We start from the raw sequence: 16,084 nt of genomic DNA, 5'->3' as shown, positions 1-16,084 counted from the left end.
GGTCGATACCACCCTTCACGGGAGGGGTGCGATTGATCTTCATTGCATAAGCTGGCCCGACCCGGTGCTTGCCAGGGCATGCGCCAGGCCGTCCGGTCTAGTCCTGCCGGACGATCAGGCCAGTGAACGGTTGGGTGTAGGCTGGATTTATAACAAGAACGCTTAACAGGAGTGCTCTATGAAAGTGATGGCCGCGGTAAAGCGTGTGGTCGACTACAACGTCAAGGTCCGCGTCAAGGCGGATGGTTCAGGCGTTGACCTCGCCAACGTAAAAATGGCGCTGAACCCCTTCTGCGAAATTGCCGTGGAAGAAGCGGTACGCCTCAAGGAGCAAGGCATAGCCACGGAAGTGGTGGTGGTGTCTGTGGGCCCGCCCTTGGCCCAGGAGCAATTGCGCACCGCCCTGGCATTGGGTGCCGACCGCGCTGTGTTGATCGAGTCCAGCGAAGAACTCAGCGCCCTGGCAGTGGCCAAGTTGCTCAAGGCGGTGGTCGATAAAGAGCAGCCGCAACTGGTGATTCTGGGCAAACAGGCCATCGACAGCGACAACAACCAGACCGGGCAGATGCTGGCGGCGCTCAGTGGTTACGCCCAAGGCACCTTTGCGTCCAAGCTTGAAGTGGCAAATGACTCACTCAAGGTCACCCGTGAAATCGACGGTGGCCTGCAGACCGTTGCACTGAGCCTGCCAGCCATCGTCACCACTGACTTACGCCTGAACGAGCCGCGCTATGCGTCGCTGCCAAACATCATGAAGGCCAAGAAAAAGCCGCTGGAGACCATCACTCCGGCGGCCCTGGGCGTGTCCACGGTCTCCACCAACACGCTCCTCAAGGTTGAGGCGCCGGCTGCCCGTAGTGCCGGCATCAAGGTCAAGTCGGTGGCTGAACTGGTCGAAAAACTCAAGAACGAGGCGAAGGTGATCTAAATGACAATCCTGGTTATTGCAGAACACAGCAACCAGCAGCTCGGCGCTGCAACCCTGAACACGGTTGCGGCAGCGCAACAACTGGGCGGGGATATTCACCTGTTGGTGGCCGGTGCCGATATCGGCGGCGTCGTAGCCGCGGCGCAAGGTGTCGCAGGGGTGAGCAAGGTACTGGCGGCCGACCATGCCGCCTACGCCCACCAACTGCCGGAGAACGTTGCTGCGCTGGTAACGGGGCTGGTGATCGACCAAAGTGTGATCTACAGCCATGTTCTGGGGGCGGCCACTGCCAACGGCAAGAACATTTTGCCTCGGGTGGCGGCGACACTGGATGTTGACCAGATCTCCGAAATTATCGCGGTGGAGTCGGCCGATACCTTCAAGCGCCCGATTTACGCCGGTAATGCCATCGCCACTGTGCAATCGAACGCCGCCGTCAAAGTCATTACTGTGCGTGCCACCGGCTTTGACGCGGTTGCCGCTGAAGGTGGCGCGGCTACTGTTGAAACTGTCGCGTCGGTGTTCGACAGTGGCATTTCGGCGTTCGTCGGCGAGGCCCTGGCCACGTCAGATCGTCCTGAGTTGACCGCGGCCAAGGTTGTTGTGTCCGGTGGTCGCGGGATGCAGAACGGTGACAACTTCAAGCACCTGTACAGTCTTGCCGATAAGTTGGGTGCGGGCGTGGGGGCATCACGTGCGGCGGTTGACGCCGGTTTTGTCGCCAATGATATGCAGGTCGGGCAGACGGGCAAGATCGTTGCGCCACAGTTGTATATTGCCGTGGGTATTTCCGGGGCCATTCAGCATTTGGCGGGTATGAAGGATTCCAAGGTTATCGTTGCGATTAACAAGGATGAAGAGGCACCGATCTTTCAGGTAGCGGATTACGGTCTGGTAGCGGATCTGTTTGAGGCCGTTCCCGAGTTGGAGCAACTGGTGTCCTGATTTTGGCAAGCGGTGGGGGCTGGGTTTGCGATGGGGCGCTTGAGTTGCTTGCTGATCCATTTGCGATGGTGGCGACGAGTCACCTTTGCGCCCTTACGGCGCCTTACTTTGGCAGTCGCCCCAAAGTAAGCAAAGGGCTCGCCCCACCAGGGGCCCTACGCTGCGCTTCGGGTCCCCTCGCTACGGTGTCGCTTCAGGGCATTGCGATCTACGCGTTGCAAGCAACACTACGATTCGCAACTTCGGCTGGGGCCGAAGGCGCTGCGCGCTAGCCCTTTCGCAACACCTTCACTCGGCCCTTCTGGTTAACGGGGCAGGTAGATCAAGATCAAGATCAAAAGCAGATCGAGGTCGAGTTCAACAGCGGATCAAGACCAGGTTGAGATGCCTCTGTGCTTCTACTGATTGGCTGAGCGGTCCGGAAGGTAGGGGTCAGGTGTGCCGCTGGCTATCGGTGGATGCTGCTGCAGGCTGGCTTTGAAACGGCCGACCAGTGCCATCATCGGTGGCAACGCCCAGGTGTTTTCGATTGCGATGTTGTGCTCTTCACGCAAGTCGGTCAGCAGGTTGTGCAGGCGCGGTAGACCCAATGGTATGGGTGGGTCGAACATTTGCTCTTGCTCGATGAGGTGGAGTTTCCAGTTGCGCCATTTGACCGCGCTGAGTCGATCGGCAACATAGGCAACAAAGCCTTCACGATTCGAGCCGGCTTGCTTGCCGGTAAAGAAGTCCATTTGATCGACTCCGTCGATCACCCGGTCGTTGGGCACCTGTGCGCCTGCAGCGTGAACAAGGGTGGTAAACAGGTCGGTAATGTGGATGATTTCATTGCTGACCTTGCCCGCAGGCACGTTGCCCGGCCAGCGCAGGATGAACGGCGCCCGCAGGCTGGCTTCCATTGCGGTGAAGTAGGTGCCGCGCCAAGGGCCATTGGCGCCTTGCCAGGGATAGGTGGCTTCACCACCATTGTCACTGGCGAGGATGACCAGTGTGTTGTTTTCAACACCCGCGTCTTTGATCGCATCCAGTACCTGGCCTGCGCGAGCGTCTATTTCGGCCAGCGAGTCAGCCCATGAGCCATTGCCGGTCTTGCCGGCAAACGCGGGATTGGGCTGGGTCGGCATATGCGGTAATGAGAAAGCCACGTAGGCAAAGAACGGTTTGCCGGCTTCGGCATTGCGTTTGATGAACCGCGTTGCCTTGTCGGTCAGTTCACCGTCCAGGGTACGTTTGCTTGCCAGGTCGAGTTTCTTGACCTTGACCGGCGGGTTGTCGCGGGTGGATGAGTAGATGTATTGCACTGGCGTCAGGCCCTCGTCCCAGCCCGCGCGGCTGCCCATCGCCGGGGTCAAGCCGCTGGCTTCGTCGCTGGCCGACCACATGACTTCGTCATAGGTACGTGCCACGCCATACCATTCATCAAAGCCTTGCTGGGTAGGAAAGCGGCTGGCTTCACTGCCCAGGTGCCACTTGCCCCACATACCGGTGGCATAACCACGGGTCGAGAGCACTTCGGCCAGGGTTTCCTCCCACAGGGTAAGCCCGTCCGGGGCACCGGCCGTGGGCACCTTGTAGGTGCCCGAGCGGATCGAAAAACGCCCGGTCATCAGTGCTGAGCGAGACGGCGTGCACTGTGCTTCAACGTTAAAATTGGTCAGTCGCAGGCCCTGGTCGGCCAAACGGTCGATCCGCGGGGTTTCGGCGCCGCGCAAGGCACCGCCGCCATAACTGCCAAGTTCACCATACGCCAGGTTGTCATACAGCAGCACGACAACGTTCGGTGGCGCCTGCTGGGCCTGAACCATGAATGAGGTTGTCAATAACATCAGTATCGGCAGTGTTGATAGATAGACATTCATGGCTTCTCCTTGAGCGCTACCGGCCGTCTGGGATATATGCGGCAGCGTGTAGGCAACGTTGGCCGAAAAGGGGGGGCACTGTATCGTCAACAAGCGCCATGCTCTTGCCAACAGGTGCCATTCGCCGCGGCGGCGAGCTAACAACAAGAAAAGCCCGGCCAGGAGCCATTTTTGATATGTCCAGCCTCAAGCACACCGTTTTTGCCGAGTCGCTTCTGCACTACCACGCTGCAATTTTTCAACCGCATCTGGCCACCGTCGGCTTGCCCGAGGATGTGCTTGAACGTCCGGATCGGAAAATTCCGCTCAACCAGTACAATCAGTTGCTGGAAGTTGCCGCCAGCCAGACCGACAACAATCTCGGGTTGAAACTTGGGTTGGGCATGCTGGGTGAGCCGCGCAATTTAAGCCTGCTGGGTGGCGTTGGCTACGCCGTACGCAGCGCGGCCAATGTTCAGGCGATGCTGGACTGCGCAAGCCGTTATATTGTTGTCCACGCCCAGGCCAATGAACTGAGTTGGCGATTGCAGGGTGCGCACCTTGAAATTACCTATCGCCTTACCGATCCCAGCGTTCTGGACCGTCGACAAGACACGGAGTATGCGCTGGGCACGTTGTATGCGCGCCTGCGTGAGTACACGGGCGAAAAATACGCGCCGCTGCGCGTCGATTTCGAGCATTCACGACCGATCGATACTGGCCTTCATAAGCAGGTATTCCAATGCCCGTTGAAGTTCGATCAACCCACCAATCGGATACTCTGGCCGGCGCAGATGCTTGAAGAGCCGCTGCTCACTGCTGATCCACGCTTGCACCAGTCGTTGTTGCCCGGGCTTGAAGCAGAGCGGCGCAGTCGACTTGCCGACACCGATCTGACCGCACGCATCGGCCTAGTTATCGAGGCCAACCTTGCCGTTGGACAGATTGGCCTGGATCAGGTCGCGGCGCACCTGCACCTGAGTAAACGCACGCTTCAGCGCAGGCTCGGTGAACTTGGCCTGGAGTTCGCGCAGTTGGTCGAGCAGATCCGCCAGGCCCTGGCCATCGAGCTGGTCAGCCAGTCAGTGGCGAGCCTTACCGAGATCGCACAACAATTGGGCTATAACGAGGCCAGCTCGTTTACGCGGGCATTTCGTCGCTGGACCGGCTACAGCCCACGGCAATTTCGTCAACAGGCCGCCGAAGGGGCCAGCCGCCTTGCCGGTATAGCCACCAGCACCAGCAAGGTGCCCAGTACAAGCAACAGGGCAATCATGTCCAATGCCAGATAAAGGCTCCCGGTGGCGGTTTTTATCGCGCCCACGGCGCTCTGGCTGAGCACCCCGGCGACGTTGCCAATGCTGCTGATAAGGGCAATCCCGCCTGCGGCACCGGACTTGCTCAACAGGGCAGGGGGAATGGTCCAGAACAGAGGCATCGCCGACAACGCTGCGGCGGCGCCCAAGCTGACCAACACCATCGACAGCAGCGTGTTGCCTTGAGCGACGCTCAAGAGGCTGAAGCTTGCCGCAGCGGTCAACAAGGTCAGTCCCAGGTGCCAGCGGCGCTCCATATAGCGATCGGAGCTGCGTCCGAGCAGGTACATGGCGCACAAGGCGGTGAGAAACGGCAGGCTGCTGGCGACACCGATATGTTGCAGGTCTTCCAGGCCGAAGCTACGGATCAGCGTCGGCAACCAGTACGAGACCGTGTTGGCGGCGCTGTAGATGCAGAAACAGACCAATCCCGCTACATACAGCAGCGGGTCACGCAGGGCGCCTGCCAAACCGTTGCGTGCAGCACTGGAACGTGGCTCGCTGTCGAGGGCCGCCTGAATCTGTTGCTGTTGCTCGGCATTGAGCCAGCGTGCCTGTTCAGGTCGGTCAGTCAACCAGTAACGCCCGATGATCCCTAGCAACACGGCTGGCAAACCCGTCAGAACGAACAACACCTGCCAGTCGCGCAACCCCAGCCAACCATGCAGGTGGGTCATGATGGTGCCCGATAACGGTCCGCAGATCATGCCAGCGACCATTGCTGCCATAAAAAACGAGGCCGTGATTCGTCCACGGATTGCGGCGGGAAACCAAAAGGTGAGGTAAAGGATGAGGCCGGGGAAAAAGCCCGCCTCGGCAACGCCCAGGAAGAAGCGCGCAACGATCAGTTGGCCGGGACTGGTAACAAAGGCTGTCGCCACCGTGACCAGGCCCCAGAGAATCATGATGCGGGTCAACGTGGCCCGGGCGCCGACGCGTTGCATGTACAGATTGCTGGGCACCTCGAACAGAATGTAGCCCAGGTAGAAAACCCCGGCTCCGATGCCATAGGCAGCTTCGCTTAGGAGGATGTCTTCAGCCATGCGCAGCTTGGCAAACGACAGGTTCAGGCGGTCAATGGCGTTGATGATGAACGCCAGCATCAGGTATGGCATCAATCGCCAGATTACTTTCGAGTAGGTGCGTTTCAAGTCGGCTGGAACGGCGAAGGATGGCGAATCGGTAGGGATGGCATCGCTCATTGAAGCGCTCCTGGGTTGCCCAGTTTTTGTTGTTGTGAGGCCGCGGTAGGCTGTTCAGGCGAGTATAGGGACGAGCAACGTCGGCAATGTTCCGGATTCAGAGTCTTGTTTAAGGCATTGAAATCCGAAGAAAAGCGCGTGATCCAGGCGCGCATTGATAACGGGGTTCCGGGTTTACTGGATCACGCTGGCTGGCTGGAAGTCAGAAAACCTGGCGATAAAGCGCGAGGATGTCGTCCAGGTTCAGTTCTCTGGGGTTGTTGGCAAGCAGCCGAGTCTGCTGCATTGCATCCCGGGCCAGGGCTTCAAGGTCCTCCTCACTGACACCTACTTCGCGCAGGCGTGTCGGCAAACCCAGCCGCGCGGGCAACGCCTGCAGGTGGGCGATCAGCGCCAACGCTCGTTCAAACACCGCGCCACGGCCGTAGGGCAGAAGAATATCCGCCAGTTCTGCATACAGGGGCGCGGCAGCTTCCAGGTTGAAGCGCATCACCGCTGCAAGTACCAATGCGTTGGAAAGCCCGTGCGGCACGTGAAAGCGCGCGCCCAATGGATAGGCCAGGGCATGTACCGCTGCGACCGGGGCGTTAGCAAAGGCCATGCCGGCGAGGCAGGCGCCGAGCAGCATGTTTTCTCGTGCCTGAGCGTCGCTGCCGTTTTCACAGACCCGCTCAAGGTTATCGCCAAGCAGGCGCAGCGCCTCTCGGGCCAGGCAGTCGGAGATGGGGTTCTTGAGGTGCCGGGAGGTATAGGCTTCGATCGCGTGAACCATAGAATCGATACCGGTGGCGGCAGTGACGGCCTTGGGCAGCCCCAGGGTCAGGTCTGCATCCAATAGCGCTACATCAGGCAGCAGAGCAGGGGAAATCACCACGTTTTTCTGCCCTTCACCGGTGGTGATTACCGATACGCCAGTGACTTCCGAGCCGGTTCCGGCCGTGGTCGGCACCAGAATCAGTGGCAAGCGCCTGCCGTTGGTACGTTCGATGCCGTAGATGTCAGCCAGCGACTCTTCGCTGCGTGCCAGCAGTGCAGTCAACTTCGCCGCATCCAGAGAACTGCCACCGCCAAAACCGATGACACAATCAGCGCGGCATTCCCTGGCCGCTTGCACTGCTTCTAGAATGACCGATTCGGGCGGGTCAGCCTGCACCTTACTGAACACCTGCAGGGCGACACCCTGGTGGACGAAGCTTGTTTGCACCGGCACCAGCAGACCTGTGGCCAATACCCCAGGATCGGTAACCAGCAACACGGAGCGGTGGCCCATGCTCTGCACCTGTTCGGCCAGGCGGGCAGCGGCGCCCCGTTCGATGATGATGGAGCGGGTGGTGTTGAACAGCAGGCGGCGCGTCATGTCGTGGTCCTCGAGGATTGGCCGATGGTTCGGCAGCGTTGCTTGAGGTAGGCGCCATCAATTGCGGCTTCCCCCTCCCGATGGAGGGGGGGGGGGCGCAAGCGGATCCCGTCATAACCTGCGGTTAAAGCAGCGGCCCAACCGCCGCCACCAAAAACAACAATCAATGGACTTGATCCACACCCAAGGAATTCGTATGCGCCACTCGCTCGTTGCACTCGCCATTGCGGTTGGATTGACCAACAGTGCCTCATGGGCTGCAGAGGTCGCTGCCCAGAGCCTGGCGAAAGCCGCCAGCCCGACAACAGCCGCTACTAATCAGGCGGTGCTGAAAACATTGCCGTTCCAGGACCAGGCCGACTACGAAGCTGCACGCCGCGGGCTGGTGGCAGCTTTTGCGGGTGAGATCAAGAACGCCGATGGCAAGCCGGTGTGGAACACCCATCAGTACGATTTCCTTGCTCAGGGCGACTCTCCTGACACCGTCAACCCCAGCCTGTGGCGTATGGCGCAACTCAACGCCAATGCCGGTCTGTTCCAGGTCACAGACAAGATTTACCAGATTCGCGGCATCGATCTGGCAAACATGACCATTATTGAGGGCGATAACGGGGTGATCATCATCGATCCGCTCTACGCGACCGAAACTGCCAGGGCCGGCCTCGAACTCTATTACCAGAATCGGCCGCGCAAGCCGGTAGTGGCGGTGATCTACAGTCACAGCCATGCCGACCATTTCGGCGGGGTGCGGGGGGTGGTCGATGAAGCGGACGTCAAGGCCGGTAATGTGCGTATTTATGCCCCGAATGGCTTCATGGAGCACGCCATCCAGGAAAACGTGCTGGCCGGTACCGCAATGTTTCGCCGGGGCATGTTCCAAAGTGGCGGCAGCGTTGCCAAGGGCCCGCGCGGGCAACTCGATGCAGGCATCGGCAAGGGCGTGCCGATAGGGGGTACCATGAGCCTGATCGCACCGACTCACCTGATTGTGCAACCGCTGGAAAGCCATGACATCGCTGGCGTGCAGTTTGAATTCCAGCTCACCCCGGGTACCGAGGCACCCGCAGAGATGAACCTGTACTTGCCGCAAATGAAGGCGTTGTGCATGTCCGAAAACGCGGTGATGTCGATGCACAACGTTCTCACCCCGCGTGGTGCCGAGGTTCGAGACGCCAAGACCTGGTCGCGGTTCATCGATGACAGCCTGGTACGTTATGGTGACCAGGCGCAGGTGATGTTTGCCCAGCACAACTGGCCCACCTGGGGCGGCGAGGGTATTCGTACGCTGCTGGCTGATCAGCGCGACATGTATGCCTTCATCAACAATCGCACCCTGCACCTGCTCAACCAGGGTATGACTCCGCTGGAAATTGCCGCTGCAGTGAAAAAACTGCCCGGCCAGCTCGACCAGAAGTGGTACGCCCGGGGCTACTACGGGACCTTGAGTTTCAACACTCGTGCAGTCTACCAGCGCTACCTCGGCTTTTATGACGGCAACCCGTCCAACCTCGACCCTTTGCCGCCGGTAGAGGCCGGGCAGCGCTACGTTCAGGCGCTGGGCGGCGCCGACAAGGTACTGGCGCTGATGCGCACGGCCATGCAACAGGGGGATTACCGCTGGGCGGCGCAATTGGGCAATCACCTGGTGTTTGCCGAGCCCGACAATAAAGCGGCGCGTGAAGCCCAGGCCGACGTACTGGAACAGTTGGGCTACCGCAGTGAATCGGCGATCTGGCGCAACATGTACCTGACCGCGACCCAGGAATTGCGCCAGGTCGCCGCGCAACAGGGGCCGCGGGCTACTGCCGACCTGGTGCGTGCGGCGACGCCGGCGATGTTCATGGACATCCTTTCGGTGCGCTTGGATTCGGACAAGGCCCAGGGTCATGACATGACCCTCAACTGGGACTTCGACGACCTTGACCAGCATTTTGCCGTAACCCTGCGCAACGGCGTACTCACTTATCGTGAGGGCATCCGCCATACCCAGGCCGATGCCACGGTGAAAATGAGCAAGGCCATACTGGACAAAATCAGCCTTCGCCAGTTGGATTTTCCAACGGCAATCAAGCAGGGAGACATCACCCTGGAAGGCGACAGCGCACGCTTCAAGGCAATGCTGGGTATGCTTGCCAGCTTCCAGCCAACGTTCAACGTAGTGACCCCTTGAACATGGCCGGGCGCGGTGAGCGAGGCAAGGGCGGCCAGGATAATGTCACGGTGCAATTACCGGCCAAACCACGCAAGCAGCCGAAACAGGCGCGTTCGGTGGCGCTGGTCGAGGCGCTGAAAACCGCCGGTCGGGAAATTCTCGAGAAGGAAGGGCGGGAGGCGCTGTCGATCTACCGCCTTTGCGACTACTCAGGCGTGGCAATCAGTTCGATCTATGAGTATTTCCCAACCATCGAGTCGTTGATTGGCGCCATTTTCGAAGATTACCGCGCCGACATGCGCCTGCAAGTCATCGCTAACATTCATGCGCTGCCAGCCACGGCCACGCTCTACGACGGTATCGAAGTTATTCTGCGCACCGGTCTGGGTGGCTTGCACCGTTGGCTGCAGGTCGACTCGCAGCTCAGCATCAAGGCCGTCTATTACGGTGAGCTGGTGCGTCTGGAGATCGTCAAGCCGGAGCGCTTCTGGATCGCGATGGTCATTCCGGCTCTGGTGCAACGTTTTTCCGAGCAGATTCAGGTGAGCGATCGCGAGAAAGCCGGCTTCCTGGCCTATCAGGCAGTCACTGCCTTGCCGCGGGCGTTGTTGATTGAAAAGCCCGAGTACCTGTTGCAAGAGGATACGGTTCGCATGCTTGCGCGCATGATCCACGCGTTGCTGACCACACCAGACCCGGAGTAAATCGTCCCCGATCAACTTGTGCCTGAAAAAATCCCTGTAAAACAATTGGTTATGGCTATTTAGTTGTGCGCTGAATCCGGAAATGAATTCGTCCACCTGGCCCCTACACTGGCAGTTCAGCGCCCTGGTCATGCCAGTTGTGCATTGCCTACTCAGCATTTGGAGAACCCCATGAGCACTTGTATCGGCTACGGCGTCCATGAAGCCAACGCGCCGCTAGAACCCATCAGTTTTGAGCGCCGTGCGCTACGCGAAGACGATGTTGCCATCGATATCGACTACTGCGGCGTGTGCCACTCCGACATGCACTACGTACACAACGATTGGAAAAGCACGCGTTTTCCCTGTGTGCCGGGCCATGAAATCGTCGGCCGTGTGCGCGCTGTGGGCGCGGCGGTCAACTGTTATCGGGTGGGCGATGTCGTAGCGGTGGGCTGCCTGGTTGACAGCTGTCAGCACTGCCAGGCCTGTGAGCAGCACCAGGAACCGCATTGCATCCATGGCATGACGCCCACCTACAATGGCCTGGACCGCATCAGCGGCGAGGTGACCCGTGGTGGTTACGCCGAGCACATTGTGGTGCGCGAGAAGTTCGTGTTGCGCGTGCCGCCAGCGCTGGACCCGCGTTTCACCGGTCCGCTGTTGTGCGCCGGTATCACCGTCTGGTCGCCAATGCGCGAGCATGGCGTCAAGGCCGGCACGCGCCTGGCAGTCATCGGCCTGGGTGGCTTGGGTCACATGGCGGTCAAGCTGGGGGTGGCCCTGGGGGCGCAAGTCACGGTGATCACCACATCGCCGAACAAGGCTGAAGATGCGCGGGCATTGGGTGCACACCATGTTTTGTTGTCCAGCGACCCACAGGCGATGAAAGCTGCAGCCAGCAGTTTTGACCTGGTGCTCGACACCATTCCCCGTGGGCACAACGTCAACCCTTACCTAATGCTGCTGGCTCGCCAGGGGACCTTGGTGCTGGTGGGTGCGCTGGAGCCATTGGAACCCATTCACGGAGCCCTCCTGGCGGTCAATAACCGCTCGATTGCAGGTTCCCTGATCGGTGGCCTGGAGCAGACCCAGGAACTCCTGGACTTCTGCGCCGAACACCAGCTGTTGCCCACCTGCGAAATGATCAACATCCAGGACATCAACGAAGCCTTCACGCGCATGCACAACAACGACGTGAAATATCGATTCGTGATCGACATGGCGTCACTGAAAACCCCCTGATGGCCCCATCTTGGTAGGCGCGGGCTTGCCTCGCAATCCAGGCCAAGCCCACCGCCCTCAACCCCTTCATCAAGAAACGCGACAGGCAACTGTCGCGTTTTTTTGTCTGTCTGCAGTTGTACAAAGTTGTAACAGACCTGCATAGAAGCTAATCAGTACTTTGATTAAAACTCAATTAATCAATCAGATACGGTACGTATGTAATCTGTTACATCAAGTTAGCTGCCCGATTGTCTCCTTGCTGAACACTCGTTTAGTATGGCCTCAAGTCCTACCCCTCACGCCAACCACAATAATTCGAGGCCTCCCATGACTACTCCTTCGTCGCTGTTGAGCAAAGTCGAAGCCGGCGTTGCCTGGATCACCCTGAATCGCCCCGAGCAACGCAACGCCCTGGATATCCCCAGCCTGAAAAAGCTGCATGCCTTGCTCGATGAGCACAATGCCGACCCTGCTGTGCGCGTGGTCGTGCTGACCGGCAGTGGCCGCAGCTTCTGTGCCGGTGCGGACCTGGCCGAATGGGCAGAGGCCGAAGCCCGCGGTGCGCTGGAAAGCTATGGCTGGACCGAAACCGCCCATGCCTTGATGCAACGCCTGCACAGCCTCGACAAACCCACCATCGCCGCAATCAACGGCACCGCCGTGGGTGCCGGGATGGACCTGACCCTGTGCTGCGACATGCGCGTGGCAGCAGCATCGGCCCGTTTCAAGGCCGGCTATACCAGCATGGCGTATAGCCCTGACGCGGGCGCCAGCTGGCATTTGCCCAGGTTGATCGGCACCGAACAGGCCAAGCGCCTGTTGTTTCTAGACGAGCTTTGGGGCGCTGAGCGGGCGTTGGCAGCCGGCTTGGTCGGTGAGGTCTGCGCAGATGACCAGTTGCTGGCCGTCAGCGCCGAACTGGCCGGGCGCCTGGCGGCCGGCCCGACATTCGCTTTTGCCCAGACCAAGCGCCTGATCCGTGAGGGCGCCCAGCGCACCCTCGCAGAACAGTTGCAAGCCGAACTTGGCGCAGGCCTGCTGTGTGGACGCAGCGAGGATGGCGCCGAAGCGTTACGTGCAAGTGTCGAGAGACGCGCAGCAAAATTCGTTGGCAAATAATTACTTACAACACCTTCTTCAGGAACATTCCATGAATTTCCAACTGACCCAAGAACAAGAAATGTTGGTGGAAGCCGTACGCAGTTTTGTTGCCAAAGAGTTGTTGCCGCACGAGGAAGCAGTCGATCGCGCCGACGAGGTCTCGCCGGAGTTGGCCGCGCAAATTCGTGGCAAAGCGATTGCTGCCGGCTTCTACGCCTTCAACATGCCCGAGGAAGTAGGTGGTGGCGGTCTGGATTACGTCTCCCAGGCCCTGATCGAACGCGAATTGTCCAAAGTGTCGTGGGCGGTGCATGTGTTTGTCGCGCGCCCGTCGAAAATCCTCATGGCCTGCAAGGACGAGCAGATCAACGACTACCTGTTGCCTTGCATTCAAGGTGAGAAGGTCGACTGCTTTGCCTTGACCGAGCCGGGTGCAGGCTCCGACGCCAACGCCATCAAGACCCGCGCGGTGCGTGAGGGCGACGATTTCGTCCTCAACGGCAGCAAGCATTTCATCAGCCATGCCGGGCATGCCGATTTCGCCATTGTCTTCGCCGTGACTGACACCTACGAACACAATGGCCGCAAACGCAACGCGGTCACCGCCTTCCTGGTGGACCGTGGTACCCCCGGCATGACCATTCGCCGCGGCCCCAAGTGCGTAAGTAACCGCGGTTATCACACCTACGAGATGTTCTTTGACGATTGTCGGGTACCTGCCAACAAGGTGCTGGGCGAAGTCGGCAAAGGCTGGGAAGTGGCCAATGCCTGGTTGACCGCCGGGCGGGTGATGGTTGCCGCCAACTGCGTCGGCCAAGCTCAGCGGGCCTTGGATGTGTCGTTGCAATGGGCCGCGGATCGCAAGCAGTTCGGCCAGCCAATTGGTACTTATCAGGGGGTGTCGTTCAAGCTTGCCGACATGGCCACGCAAATCCGCGCCGCTGAGCTGCTGACCTTGCACACGGCCTGGAAGATGGATCAGGGCAGCATGACCGATGGTGAAGCCGGCATGGCTAAGTTGTTTGCCAGTGAGGTACTGGGCAAGGTCGCTGACGAAGCCGTGCAAATCTTCGGCGGCATGGGCCTGATGGATGAAGGCCCGGTAGAGCGGATCTGGCGTAACGCGCGGATCGAACGGATCTGGGAGGGCACTTCGGAGATCCAGCGGCACATTATTTCCCGTGAACTGTTGCGCCCCCTGTTGCGTTGATCGGGCCGGAGAATTCCTATGTCGCAATCGATTCGTGACAACCTCAAGCGTTTGCTCGCACCGCGTCACTTGGCATTCGTGGGAGGCCGCAGCATGGCTCGGGCGCTCAAGCGCTGTGCCGAGGGCGGTTACCAAGGCCAGATGTGGCTGGTCAATCCGCAGCACGAGCAGCTTGAAGGCGTGCCCTGTGTTCGCAGCGTGTCCGAGCTGCCGTGCGGTCCGGACGCCGTATTCATCGCCACCAATCGCGAGCTGACGCTCAGTTGCGTGGCCGAACTGGCAGCTATCGATGCCGGCGGGGCTATCTGTTACGCCTCGGGCTTTGCCGAGGCGGGCGCCGAAGGCCAGGCGTTGCAACAGCAACTGCTCAAGGCTGCGGGGACCATGGCGTTGCTCGGCCCCAACTGTTATGGCCTGCTTGATTACTTGCACAGCAGTGCGCTGTGGCCGGTAGCGCACGGCGGCAAAACGGTAGAGAAGGGCGTAGCGATCCTGACCCAGAGTGGCAACTTCGCATACAACCTGTCCATGAGTGACCGTTCCTTGCCGGTGGCCTACATGGCGTCGGTCGGCAATCAGGCGCAACTGGGCATCGCCGAACTGATGGATGTTTTACTTGATGAGCCTCGGGTGACTGCTATTGGTCTGCACCTGGAGGGGCTGAAAAACGTTCCCGGCTTCGCTCGTGCAGCCCACAAGGCACTGGAGAAGGGTATTCCGATCATCGCCTTGAAAACCGGGGTGTCACAAATCGGCGCCGAGCTGGCCCTGAGTCATACCAGCTCGCTGTCTGGCTCTGACGCCCTGTACGACAGCTTGTTCCAGCGATTGGGGGTTATTCGTGTCAGTGGCCCGGTAAGCTTCGCCGAAACCCTGAAGGCCGCTGCCTGTGGGACGCTGCCTGAAGGTCGCAGCCTGATTGCCCTGGCCTGCTCCGGTGGTGACGCCGGCTTGATCGCCGACTATGCCGAACGCAACGAGCTGACCTTACCCAAGCTCGCCAGCAGCCAGGTCGATGAGTTGGTCGAGGTACTGCCAGCCTATGCTAACCTGGTCAACCCGCTGGATTTCACCACCGCGATCTGGGGCGATGGCGTCGCGCTTGAGCGCATGCTCGACAGCGCCCTGCGCAGCGAGGCCGACGCGGCCATGCTGGTGCTCGATTATCCGGCGCAATTTACCGGCGAGCGCAAGGAGTGCGACCTGTTGCTGGAGCTCTACAGCGCCGCGCTCAAGCGCCACGGCAAAATCGGCTTCGTCACCTCGGCCTTCCCTGAGTTGCTGCCGGCCAGTGCCCGCGAGCGTTTGCATGGCCACGGTATTGCCGCGCTGCAAGGTGTCGAAGACGGCTTGGCGGCTTGGGGGCGAATTGCCGCCTATCGGCGCCGCCGCCAGGCCTTGCTCGAGCTGGGCGAGTCAGCCCTGGTGCCATTGTGCCCTCAAGCGTTGAGCGCAGACGGCCAACTGCTCAATGAATGGGATTCCAAACAGGCCCTACACGCGTTCGGCCTGCCCATTCCCGCCGGCGTGTTGAGTGGCGTGGATCAAGCGCTCAAGGCTGGCGCAACGGTTGGCTACCCATTAGTGCTCAAGGCGGTCAGCGCGCAGTTGCCGCACAAGACCGAAGCAGGCGCCGTCGCACTCAACCTGACGGATGATCAGGCCCTGGCTGCCGCGCTGCAGAAGATGCGCGAAAACATTGCCGCCTATGCCCCCACCGTGCCATTCGATCAGGTCCTGCTTGAGCCGATGGCGCGCGCACCCTTGGCCGAGTTGATCGTCGGCATCAAGCGCGAAGACGACTTCGGTCTGGCCTTGGTGATCGGCGCCGGCGGCATTCTGGTGGAGCTGCTCAAAGACAGTAGAACCTTGTTGCTGCCAACCACCGACGGCGCCATTCGCGCCGCCGTGCTCGGGCTTCGCAGCGCCAGCCTGCTGCAGGGCTTTCGCGGTCGCCAAAGCGCAGATCTGGATGCACTCGTTGCGGCGATCCGCGCCGTGGCGGATTACGCCTGCGAGAACGCCGGCCAATTGCTGGAGCTGGATGTGAACCCATTAATGGTCGGTGCTCAGGGCACTACCGCGGTCGATGCGTTGATTCGCCTCGGCCAGGCGTAAGGAGAAC

Annotated in this window: 12 protein-coding genes; 9 read left to right on the top strand and 3 right to left on the bottom strand. The window is 60.1% G+C overall.

Annotation, left to right across the window (positions count from 1 at the left end):
* Positions 1-178 precede the first annotated feature (178 nt).
* Both H8F21_RS03090 and H8F21_RS03085 read left to right on the top strand, forming a co-directional pair.
* Positions 179-928 (top strand): electron transfer flavoprotein subunit beta/FixA family protein, encoded by a 750-nt coding sequence (locus H8F21_RS03090; protein ID WP_203584015.1) that lies wholly within the window; start codon positions 179-181, stop codon positions 926-928.
* On the top strand, positions 929-1,873 hold the full coding sequence (locus H8F21_RS03085; RefSeq protein WP_203584014.1) for an electron transfer flavoprotein subunit alpha/FixB family protein: 945 nt from the start codon (positions 929-931) through the stop codon (positions 1,871-1,873). It abuts the gene before it with no gap.
* 398 nt (positions 1,874-2,271) lie between these two features.
* Here H8F21_RS03085 and H8F21_RS03080 read toward each other — a convergent pair whose 3' ends face one another.
* The gene (locus H8F21_RS03080) at positions 2,272-3,732 is read right to left on the bottom strand and encodes an arylsulfatase (RefSeq protein WP_203584013.1); all 1,461 of its coding nucleotides are present in this window, start codon (positions 3,730-3,732) and stop codon (positions 2,272-2,274) included.
* Positions 3,733-3,908: 176 nt separating this feature from the next.
* Between H8F21_RS03080 and qhpR the strand changes: the two genes are divergently transcribed.
* Positions 3,909-5,003, top strand: a complete 1,095-nt coding sequence (qhpR, locus tag H8F21_RS03075) for an AraC-like transcriptional regulator QhpR (protein WP_203584012.1) — start codon at positions 3,909-3,911, stop codon at positions 5,001-5,003.
* Here the strand turns inward: qhpR and H8F21_RS03070 are convergent.
* Positions 4,901-6,229 (bottom strand): MFS transporter, encoded by a 1,329-nt coding sequence (locus H8F21_RS03070; protein WP_203481444.1) that lies wholly within the window; start codon positions 6,227-6,229, stop codon positions 4,901-4,903. The genes qhpR and H8F21_RS03070 overlap by 103 nt on opposite strands.
* Positions 6,230-6,431: 202 nt before the next feature.
* Positions 6,432-7,586 (bottom strand): iron-containing alcohol dehydrogenase, encoded by a 1,155-nt coding sequence (locus tag H8F21_RS03065; protein WP_203481446.1) that lies wholly within the window; start codon positions 7,584-7,586, stop codon positions 6,432-6,434.
* 196 nt (positions 7,587-7,782) lie between these two features.
* On the opposite strand from H8F21_RS03065, the gene H8F21_RS03060 reads away from it, so the two are divergent.
* The 6 genes from H8F21_RS03060 (at position 7,783) to H8F21_RS03035 (ending at position 16,077) form a co-directional block, all read left to right on the top strand.
* Complete coding sequence (locus H8F21_RS03060) at positions 7,783-9,756, top strand: alkyl/aryl-sulfatase (RefSeq protein WP_203481449.1); 1,974 nt, start codon at positions 7,783-7,785, stop codon at positions 9,754-9,756.
* Between the two features lie 2 nt (positions 9,757-9,758).
* The gene (locus H8F21_RS03055; RefSeq protein ID WP_203584011.1) at positions 9,759-10,442 is read left to right on the top strand and encodes a TetR/AcrR family transcriptional regulator; all 684 of its coding nucleotides are present in this window, start codon (positions 9,759-9,761) and stop codon (positions 10,440-10,442) included.
* Positions 10,443-10,613: 171 nt separating this feature from the next.
* Complete coding sequence (locus tag H8F21_RS03050; protein WP_203584010.1) at positions 10,614-11,666, top strand: NAD(P)-dependent alcohol dehydrogenase; 1,053 nt, start codon at positions 10,614-10,616, stop codon at positions 11,664-11,666.
* Between the two features lie 309 nt (positions 11,667-11,975).
* On the top strand, positions 11,976-12,767 hold the full coding sequence (locus tag H8F21_RS03045; protein WP_203481454.1) for an enoyl-CoA hydratase/isomerase family protein: 792 nt from the start codon (positions 11,976-11,978) through the stop codon (positions 12,765-12,767).
* A 31-nt stretch (positions 12,768-12,798) separates the two neighbouring features.
* Positions 12,799-13,959, top strand: coding sequence for an acyl-CoA dehydrogenase family protein (locus H8F21_RS03040; protein WP_136475991.1), 1,161 nt, complete (start codon positions 12,799-12,801; stop codon positions 13,957-13,959).
* An 18-nt stretch (positions 13,960-13,977) separates the two neighbouring features.
* The gene (locus H8F21_RS03035) at positions 13,978-16,077 is read left to right on the top strand and encodes an acetate--CoA ligase family protein (RefSeq protein WP_203481462.1); all 2,100 of its coding nucleotides are present in this window, start codon (positions 13,978-13,980) and stop codon (positions 16,075-16,077) included.
* Positions 16,078-16,084 lie beyond the last annotated feature (7 nt).

It is taken from the genome of Pseudomonas arcuscaelestis (genome assembly GCF_016881005.1).
GTDB lineage: Bacteria > Pseudomonadota > Gammaproteobacteria > Pseudomonadales > Pseudomonadaceae > Aquipseudomonas > Aquipseudomonas arcuscaelestis.
The sequence above is the reverse complement of the archived record's forward strand: the minus strand, read 5'-3'. Positions and strand labels throughout refer to the sequence as shown.

Bases quoted from the DNA above. Each gene is read 5' to 3' on its own strand.
- H8F21_RS03090 (WP_203584015.1), top strand. From the start codon at position 179: ATGAAAGTGATGGCCGCGGTAAAGCGTGTGGTCGACTACAACGTCAAG.
- H8F21_RS03085 (WP_203584014.1), top strand. From the start codon at position 929: ATGACAATCCTGGTTATTGCAGAACACAGCAACCAGCAGCTCGGCGCT.
- H8F21_RS03080 (WP_203584013.1), bottom strand. From the start codon at position 3,732: ATGAATGTCTATCTATCAACACTGCCGATACTGATGTTATTGACAACC.
- qhpR (WP_203584012.1), top strand. From the start codon at position 3,909: ATGTCCAGCCTCAAGCACACCGTTTTTGCCGAGTCGCTTCTGCACTAC.
- H8F21_RS03070 (WP_203481444.1), bottom strand. From the start codon at position 6,229: ATGAGCGATGCCATCCCTACCGATTCGCCATCCTTCGCCGTTCCAGCC.
- H8F21_RS03065 (WP_203481446.1), bottom strand. From the start codon at position 7,586: ATGACGCGCCGCCTGCTGTTCAACACCACCCGCTCCATCATCATCGAA.
- H8F21_RS03060 (WP_203481449.1), top strand. From the start codon at position 7,783: ATGCGCCACTCGCTCGTTGCACTCGCCATTGCGGTTGGATTGACCAAC.
- H8F21_RS03055 (WP_203584011.1), top strand. From the start codon at position 9,759: ATGGCCGGGCGCGGTGAGCGAGGCAAGGGCGGCCAGGATAATGTCACG.
- H8F21_RS03050 (WP_203584010.1), top strand. From the start codon at position 10,614: ATGAGCACTTGTATCGGCTACGGCGTCCATGAAGCCAACGCGCCGCTA.
- H8F21_RS03045 (WP_203481454.1), top strand. From the start codon at position 11,976: ATGACTACTCCTTCGTCGCTGTTGAGCAAAGTCGAAGCCGGCGTTGCC.
- H8F21_RS03040 (WP_136475991.1), top strand. From the start codon at position 12,799: ATGAATTTCCAACTGACCCAAGAACAAGAAATGTTGGTGGAAGCCGTA.
- H8F21_RS03035 (WP_203481462.1), top strand. From the start codon at position 13,978: ATGTCGCAATCGATTCGTGACAACCTCAAGCGTTTGCTCGCACCGCGT.